Annotated in this window: 12 protein-coding genes; all 12 read left to right on the top strand. The window is 55.3% G+C overall.

What is annotated here, in order from left to right:
- Window positions 1-406 precede the first annotated feature (406 nt).
- The 12 genes from RID21_RS01125 (at window position 407) to RID21_RS01070 (ending at window position 8,055) form a co-directional block, all read left to right on the top strand.
- Complete coding sequence (locus RID21_RS01125; protein WP_350186789.1) at window positions 407-979, top strand: hypothetical protein; 573 nt, start codon at window positions 407-409, stop codon at window positions 977-979.
- Window position 980: 1 nt separating this feature from the next.
- The gene (locus tag RID21_RS01120; RefSeq protein ID WP_350186788.1) at window positions 981-1,358 is read left to right on the top strand and encodes a DUF1257 domain-containing protein; all 378 of its coding nucleotides are present in this window, start codon (window positions 981-983) and stop codon (window positions 1,356-1,358) included.
- A complete protein-coding gene (locus RID21_RS01115) occupies window positions 1,345-1,539 on the top strand; it encodes a DUF2997 domain-containing protein (protein ID WP_350186786.1) in 195 nt (64 codons plus the stop codon). Before RID21_RS01120 ends, RID21_RS01115 begins: the two co-directional genes overlap by 14 nt.
- 59 nt (window positions 1,540-1,598) lie before the next feature.
- Window positions 1,599-2,204 (top strand): ATP-dependent endonuclease, encoded by a 606-nt coding sequence (locus RID21_RS01110; RefSeq protein WP_350186785.1) that lies wholly within the window; start codon window positions 1,599-1,601, stop codon window positions 2,202-2,204.
- Window positions 2,205-2,249: 45 nt separating this feature from the next.
- A complete protein-coding gene (locus RID21_RS01105) occupies window positions 2,250-3,746 on the top strand; it encodes a Ycf46 family AAA ATPase (RefSeq protein ID WP_350186784.1) in 1,497 nt (498 codons plus the stop codon).
- Between the two features lie 25 nt (window positions 3,747-3,771).
- Complete coding sequence (locus RID21_RS01100) at window positions 3,772-4,713, top strand: hypothetical protein (protein ID WP_350186783.1); 942 nt, start codon at window positions 3,772-3,774, stop codon at window positions 4,711-4,713.
- Window positions 4,714-4,722: 9 nt separating this feature from the next.
- Window positions 4,723-4,968 (top strand): hypothetical protein, encoded by a 246-nt coding sequence (locus tag RID21_RS01095; protein WP_350186781.1) that lies wholly within the window; start codon window positions 4,723-4,725, stop codon window positions 4,966-4,968.
- Window positions 4,969-5,063: 95 nt separating this feature from the next.
- Entirely contained in the window at window positions 5,064-5,279 is a 216-nt protein-coding gene (locus tag RID21_RS01090; RefSeq protein ID WP_350186780.1) for a hypothetical protein, read from the top strand.
- Window positions 5,280-5,484: 205 nt separating this feature from the next.
- Complete coding sequence (locus RID21_RS01085) at window positions 5,485-5,709, top strand: MoaD/ThiS family protein (protein WP_350186779.1); 225 nt, start codon at window positions 5,485-5,487, stop codon at window positions 5,707-5,709.
- A 90-nt stretch (window positions 5,710-5,799) separates the two neighbouring features.
- Window positions 5,800-6,816: a hypothetical protein gene (locus RID21_RS01080; protein WP_350186778.1), complete on the top strand. Its 1,017-nt coding sequence runs from the start codon at window positions 5,800-5,802 to the stop codon at window positions 6,814-6,816.
- Window positions 6,743-7,396 carry a hypothetical protein gene (locus tag RID21_RS01075; RefSeq protein WP_350186776.1) on the top strand — a complete coding sequence of 218 codons (654 nt, stop codon included), beginning with the start codon at window positions 6,743-6,745 and terminating at the stop codon, window positions 7,394-7,396. The genes RID21_RS01080 and RID21_RS01075 overlap by 74 nt, the downstream gene beginning before the upstream one ends.
- Window positions 7,393-8,055: a HesA/MoeB/ThiF family protein gene (locus tag RID21_RS01070; protein WP_350186775.1), complete on the top strand. Its 663-nt coding sequence runs from the start codon at window positions 7,393-7,395 to the stop codon at window positions 8,053-8,055. The genes RID21_RS01075 and RID21_RS01070 overlap by 4 nt, the downstream gene beginning before the upstream one ends.
- Window positions 8,056-8,228: the final 173 nt, after the last annotated feature.

Raw genomic sequence — 8,228 nt, 5'->3', positions numbered from 1 at the left:
AAATCGGAATATTCGGAACAGGCCGTACAGACGGACCTGGGTACCTACGTGTGCTTTACGGTCCGGGGGGACGAGCCCTCAGCGGAAGGATCAATCACAGTTGCCGATCCCAGGCCTACCGCGAAGCGGTTTAGTTCAATATATAGGGGAAAGATTAGCTATCGTACGATGGTATTTGATCCCAAATTCAAACTCTTCATCAGTAAAAACGCCACGCATTGCACAGAATGCGTGGCGTTTTGTTTTTACACATCCCCAATCAGAAAGGAGCATTACTTGGAATACGTAGTTTTAACGTTCGTCTCTGTCGGTCTGTTGCTGGCCGTTGTCGCTTTGATCAAGGAACGGCGGTTGCGGCTGGCGCTGCAGGGAATTCTCAGACACTTGATTCATCGTTGGAGGGCAAATGGAAAAACGGATTCTACGAATCACACTGGCACTGATCCTGCTGACCGGAGCCGGCTGTAGTTCCGACGAAAACAGCCGTGTGGCCGAACTAGCCACGCGGCAACTGGATCGCCAAGCCGAGCAGAACCAGCGGATGGCGGAACTCCAGCAGGAAGTCGCCTCCGGCTCACGGGAACTGGTGGAAGCGGATGCCAGGTCCCGGCAGGAGATGGTCGTCCTGCAGCGCGAAATGCAGACCGAGCGAAACGAGATCGGACATCAGCGGGACCAGTTGGAAGCGGAACGTCGTGAAATCGCTGACAGACGAAATCGTGATCCGATCATTGCCGCTGCAATTACCAGGGTGGCCATGGTGGTCGTCAGCCTGCTGCCCCTGTTGATCTGCTGGTTGCTGCTCAGTCAGAAAATCGAACCCGCAGACGATCAACAAATGACGGAACTGCTGCTGGAAGACCTGATCTCAGCCGAACCGCGGCTGATGCCACCTGGAAACACAGATCCAGACCAACCACGGCTGCCAGATTTCCCGCAGCAACCCGATCCCCCTCATCCTACAGAAAGGAACACATGATATGTCACACATTGTCACGATCCAGACAGAGGTCCGCGATGCGGAAGCACTGGGGCTGGCCTGCCGTCGACTCGAACTGGGAGAGCCCGTTCACGAAACCGTCCCGCTGTTTAGCGGGGAAGCCACCGGTTACGCAGTTCGTCTCCCCGACTGGCGATATCCCGTCGTCTTCGACGTCGAACAGGGCCAGGTCCGCTACGACAACTTTGAAGGCCGGTGGGGTGAGCCGACTCACCTCAATAGGCTGCTGCAATCCTATGGCGTAGAAAAATGCCGTCTGGAAGCCAGACGTAAGGGACATTCCGTCCTGGAAAACCGGCTCAGCGACGGTTCCGTCAAACTCACTATTCAGATCGGAGAGGGTTATGCAAACCATTGAAATCATCATTTCAACCGACGGTCAGTCCCGGATTGAAACCCGCGGCTTTACCGGTTCCCGCTGTCGGGACGCCAGCCGGTTTCTGGAATCGGCCCTGGGAACAGTCTCCTCGGAACAGCTGACTGCCGAGTACCACCAGACGGTTCAACAGGAACCCAACCAATTTATACAGGAGAATTAGCTTTCACATCACATGACATACAGGAATTACCTGGGCGGATTGTCCAACATCCCCCACCGGTGCGTATCCTGGTCGTCGTCGAAGGGACGCACGACATCGAATTCCTGACACGCATCTCGACGCTACTCCATGCCGAGCAGCCCGCACTCCCTGATCTGGCAGCCATGGAGGGCAGCGGGGAACTCATCTTTCTCCCGATCGGCGGTTATCCCCGGGCCTGGATCAGGCGGCTGGCCCCACTTCAACTCGCAGAATTCCATCTTTATGACGGGGAGAGCCCCCCTGAAACAGAGCAGCGGGAGGAAATGGTTGCCCAGATCAACCGCCGTCCCCGTTGCAGTGCCGTGCTGACACGGAAAAGGAGCCTGGAAAACTACCTGCATCCCCGTGCCATAGAGGCCGTTGCCAACATCTCACCTGAATTCGGGGACCAAGATTGCGTGGCGTCGGAAGTGGCACAGCGGGTCTTTGATAGCCGTCATGACGACTATTGCTGGGAACGCCTCGATCGTCGACCGCGGGTCAAGCTCAGGAATCGGGCCAAGCACTGGCTCAATACCAGCGCCGTCGAGGAGATGACGGTCTCCCTGCTGCAGGAACGTGATCCGGACGGGGAAATCATCTCCTGGCTGGAAACGATCGGCCAACTGGCTGAAACCGCTTAAGCATTCTTCACACATCTTTTCCTTCAAACCAACAAGGAAACACCTATGCTACTATCCGAACGACTGGCGGAGAACGTACGCGCCTGTTTTACCGGCATCTGGGTTCAGAGCCACGAACACGACGAGGCGTTGCTGGAAATCACGCGTCTCTGTCACAGTGAAGACTGGGGCCTGCTCTCCTGGGATATTGACCGGGGTCTGCAGGGAACAGAGATCGTTGGAGACAACGACACGTCGTATCCCGATCCCCTGGCAGCCATCCACAGTCTCAATAGCCAGGCCGATCCAGACCGGCCCACGCTGCTGGTTCTCAAGAATTTCCACCGGTTCATCAATTCCCCTGAGATCATTCAGGTACTGACGCAACAGATCAGCCTGGGAAAGCAGACCCGGACCTTCGTAATCGTCCTCTCCAGCCTGGTCCAGATTCCCACGGAATTGGAAAAAATGTTCGTCTGCCTGGAACACGATCTCCCCGATCGGAGCCAGTTGGAAGAAATCGCCCGCAGCATTGCCACGGAACCCGGTGAATTGCCGGGAGGACCGGAACTGGAGCGTGTCCTGGACGCTGCCTGTGGACTGACCCGATATGAAGCCGAAGGGGCCTTCAGCCTCTCCCTGGTACGACACGGACGAATCGATGTCTCCGTCGTCCTGGAGTTGAAGGCCCAAACGCTGCTAAAAAGCGGACTGTTAACGCTCCACAGCGGATCGGAATCATTTGATGACCTAGGAGGCCTGGAATCTCTCAAGGCCTTTTGCCGATGTGCACTGCGTCCCAGATCGCAGGAATCAACCCCTGTGCGTCCTCGGGGCGTGCTGCTGTTGGGAGTCCCAGGGACCGGGAAAAGTGCCTTCGCCAAAGCCCTGGGCAGGGAGACTGGACGAGCCACTCTGACTCTCGACGTCGGTACCCTGATGGGCGCGCTGGTCGGCCAGACTGAAGAGCGAACACGACAGGCACTTCGGATCGTCGATGCCATGCAGCCAGCCGTTCTATTCATTGATGAAGTCGAAAAAGGCCTGAGCGGGGCGGCCTCGTCCGGACAGTCTGACAGTGGCGTCTCCACGCGCATGCTGGGATCGCTGCTGAGCTGGTTGAATGACCATACTTCCGATGTATTTGTGGTCTGCACTGCCAACGACATCTCAAAACTTCCTCCCGAGCTGATCCGGGCCGAACGCTTTGACGGTCTCTTCTTTCTGGATCTGCCCGGGGACTCGCAGAAGCAGATGATCTGGAAAATCTACCGGGAACAGTATGGGCTTACAGAGGACCAGAAGCAGCCCGAAGACCGGCACTGGACCGGTTCCGAAATTCGGGCCTGCTGCCGACTGGCGACCCTGCTGGATGTCCCGTTAACCCAGGCTGCTGAAAATGTGGTCCCCGTGGCTGTCACGGCCGCGGAATCAGTGGCCCGACTCAGACGTTGGGCCAGCAACCGTTGCTTGTCTGCAGAGCAACCGGGCGTCTTTGTTCATGGAGAGCGGTCGGGAGCCCGTGCACAACGAAAGCTCTCCCGCGATCCTCGCAGAAACTAAACCTGACTCTAATCAAGGAGAATCGATGACTATGGCTACTATTGAAGAAGTTGAGACCCGCCACGATCCGATCGACCGACTTCGGGTGACAATGTGTGCGACGCGGGTCAGTTTTGAATGGTTTGGTACACGGAAGTCGCTCACACGCGACCAGAAGGCCCAGGCCGCCGAATCGTTTGGGGCGGAAGGAGCGTTCCTGAGTGCCGGTAAGAAGCTGCTGGATACGGGACATCCCCGTTTTCGGGCCGTAAGTGCCGTTCGTAACCAGGTACGGAAATACTGGACCTCGGTCAGTCTGCCTTTTCCGGAATCAGGCATCCGCTTATTGCGACAGGATGCACTGAACGCTTTCCAGGAGCAGATGCATCGGTTTACGGAAGTACTGGCCGAGGCGGTCGCGGAACTGGATGAACAATACCTGTCCATGAAATCGGCGGCCCGGGAGCGACTGGGTAGTCTGTTCAACGACGACGATTATCCTGCAACGCTGGTGGGGCTGTTCGAAATCACCTGGGAATACCCCAGTATCGAACCGCCGAATTATCTCAGGCAGCTCAATCCCGAGCTCTACGAACAGGAGTGCCAGCGCGTGCAGTCACGGTTCGAAGAGGCGGTCCGGCTGGCGGAGGACGCCTTTCTGGACGAGCTGACCAAGCTGGTGTCGCATCTCACGGATCGCTTGAGCGGGCAGGCCGACGGCCGCCCGAAAGTCTTCCGGGACTCGGCCATCGGGAACCTGCATGAGTTCTTTGAACGTTTCCGATCTCTGAATGTCCGTTCCAACGAACAGCTGGATGCGCTCGTCTCACAGTGCCAGAACATTGTGGAGGGGATTCAGCCCCAGGAACTGAGAAAACGGGACACACTCCGGCAGCAGGTAGCCTCTGATCTGTCGGGCGTCCAGGCTGCCCTGGATGGTCTGCTGGTCGACCGGCCGCGGCGTCAGATAATGCGGACTCCGAAGTAAGGAGGTTGTATGCAACTCTTGATCACACCCGAGGGGCAAGTCCGCTGCATTTATGCCGAAGCCATCGACCTAGCTGCCCTCGGTCCACTGCACATCTCACGCGGCTCGTTTGTTGAACCGAATGCTACCGGGCAATGGATCGTGAATCTGTCCCCCGTCCAGGGACCGCGGCTGGGTCCGTTTACAAAACGGAGTGCGGCCCTGCAGTCAGAAGTTGACTGGCTGGATCAGCACTGGCTCTCCCCCAGCCCCTGAGATTGTAATTTCCCACAATAAGCCCTGGTCTTGCAGAATTGTCCCTGCAGGATCGGGGCTTTTTTATTGAACCCTTTGTTTTTAGGAGACATTAGATGAAACAGTCAGACTTGAATCGGGCCGTCGCCCTGGCCACCGGCGAGACAATCACCACCGTCAAACGCCTGGGCTTCTTACTGGCAGAGCCCCATGAAAGCGTTGATCCGGATTCGGAAACGTCGGGACCGCTGGTCATCGATTGGGACGAACTGGAAAACCAGCGAATGATTAAGCAGGCAGAGGGATTGAATCATGTACCGTCATTGGTGTGATTCCGATCTCAAGGGCTTTCACTGTCTCAGTCAGGCAGATGCTCCCTTCCACTCAAATCGCTTGCTGATGCTCCATAGTGGGCGGCAACGGGGACGACGTGCCGTTAAGTCTCGGCATAGAAAACGACGTCGCAAACGAAAGCCGTTTGGTTAAACCAACGATTTCTCTTTTTACATCTCCAATTCAATTCCAGAAAGGAATGCTATGAAAGTTTTGCTGATTAATAACGACGGCGGCGGATTCGCGGACTACATCGAAGTCGCCACAGGAACCACGGTCTCTCAACTGTTCGAACAACGCATGCGAGATGCGAACGCGTCGGAATACCTGATCCGGGTCAATCGTCAACCATGCCCTCCCGATCAGACGTTAGAGGACGGGGACCGGATATCTATAACTCCAACGAAAATCGAAGGTGCGAAAAACTAGCCGTTGTTGAAGTGAATTATTTTGTCTCTGACAGGCTGTCGGGACCACTTTCCCGGCAGCCTGTTTTCAATTAATGGGAGTAAACGAACTATGAAACAGAGTTCGAAAACGGTCTGGCGGATGGCCAGTCTGGTAGAGAAACAACTCAGCACACATACAAGTGAGACGAATACCGGGCTGCCGGAAGCGGCCTGGTTAAGCTGTCTGCGGTTGATCCGCATGCGACAGCAGGCCCAGGAGCGCGGCTGGTTTCGTGCGGCCGCCAAAGTGGAACGGGAACTGATCACAGAAGTACTTCAGCTAACACGGCAACTTGTGACGTTGCAGCAGGAACTGGAGTCTGCCACTGCTGAAAAGCCTGTTCCTGCAATACGTATCGTCTATGAAGACCTGCTGGCCCTGGAAGAGGAATTTGGTGATTACATCATCGATCTCAAGAATAAGACGATTTCAGTCGTCACAGAGTCAGTCATGCTGGAGGGCGTCTATCTGGGAGCGTTTGAGATTCGGCTGGAACTGGCAGCATTGAATTCAGACTCGCCCTTTCACTACACAGTGATTGCCCAAGACCCGCAGCCACCGATAACCAATGATGCGGTCACGCATCCTCATGTGCAGTATGACAATGTCTGTGAAGGAGACGCCCGCGTGCCCATCAGACGCTCCCTGAAACAGGGACGACTGCTGGATTTTTTCGTGCTGGTGAATCGCCTGTTACTCACTTACAACCCGGAAAGTCCCTATGTCGCTCTCAGCGACTGGCATAGTGCGGAATGCAGTGAATGTGCGGATGTCGTGACCACAGATGAACAGACCCATTGCACAAATTGCGAGAACCGGTTGTGCCTGCAATGTACCAATAGCTGTGCCGACTGTAACTCCTCATTTTGCCACGATTGCGTGACCCGCTGTGAAGTCTGTCGCGATAACTGCTGTGAATCCTGCCTGAAAGAGTGTGGACTCTGTCGTTCCAGCTGTTGTTCAAATTGCCTCGATCATGAAGAAAGGTGCCCGATCTGTGAAACACAGGAAGATGAAGAAACGTACGAACCGGACCAGGAAACCACGTCGCCGGAGACGGTCTCTCCTGCCGTCACTCCGCTTTAGTCCGACCGCCTGGGCCAAACTGCTGTTTTTGCGTGATTATGGTGATACGGAGGTTGGCGGCTTTGGAATCACGGCCCCGAGGGATTTGCTACTGGTCCAGGACCTGCAACTGGTGAAACAGACCTGCTCGCTGGTCCATGTGGCCTTCGACGACGAGGCGGTAGCGAATTTCTTTGACGATCAGGTCGATACTGGCCTACGCCCTGAGCAGTTTGGCCGGATCTGGATCCACACCCACCCAGGACACTGTCCAGAGCCCAGTCCGACCGATGAAGAGACGTTTGAACGCGTCTTTGGTCGATCCGACTGGGCCGTGATGTTCATCCTGGCCCGGCAGGGACAGTCTTACGCCCGTCTGCGGATGAATGTCGGCCCCGCGTTTGAATGTGAGATTCCGGTCAGGCGGGATTACTCAGAGCTCTTTCCGGGCTGTGATCCCGAATGCTGGGAAGAGGAATATTTAACGAACGTGCATCCCGAACAACACAAACCCGGCAGGCCGTTATTGGCATTGGGCGGTTTTGACTGGGATGCCGATTTTTATTTCGATGATCTTGATTTGGAAGGAGACTTGCTGTGACAAAGACAACAGTAGACCGTTTTCAGAGACAGAGTAGTCTGGTCCCCTCTGAGAAGCTTTCTCAGGTTTCGGCGACCGTGATTGGTGTGGGAGCCATTGGCCGTCAGGTGGCACTACAACTGGCGGCGATCGGAACACCGCGTATTCAACTTGTGGATTTCGATAAAGTCGAATTAACCAATATCACGACTCAAGGATATCGGACACAGGAGATGGGGCTGGCAAAAGTTGAAGCAACAGCGCAGTCGATCCGGGAACTTGATGATTCGATTCACGTGGAGACGATTCCAGATCGGTTTCGTCCGTCTGTGAATATCGGAGAGGCTATCTTCTGCTGTGTGGATTCCATATCTGCCCGTGCGGCAATCTGGCGATCTGCAAGTACGCACTGTGATTTCTGGTGTGATGGACGGATGCAGGGGGAAGTCATGCGTGTGCTCACGGTTTCAGATCCGCTGAGCGCTAAGCAGTATGCAGAGACACTGTTTCCCCAACAGGAAGCTCATCAGGGCAGCTGCACTGCCCAGGGCACCATCTACACAGCCAACATGGCGGCAGGATTGATGGTGCACAGCTTTGGACGTTGGCTGCGTGGTCTGGCGTGTAGCCGGGACATGATGCTGAACCTGCTTGCCATGGAACTGAATACTGAATGCTGAATGATGACTTATCATTAATAACATTGCGTATTTTCAGTTCCGATGAACCTTCTATTAACTCCAGTCAAAGGAAATCGCATGAAAAATGAACCAACTCCAAAATCCAACTCAGTAGCAGAAACACTCAGTCCTGCTGCCAGGGATTTCTCTCGTGTTATTGCAGCGGCACTTGT

This window comes from Gimesia sp. (genome assembly GCF_040219335.1).
Taxonomy (GTDB): Bacteria; Planctomycetota; Planctomycetia; order Planctomycetales; family Planctomycetaceae; genus Gimesia.
This window is presented reverse-complemented; position numbering and strand designations above follow the sequence as displayed.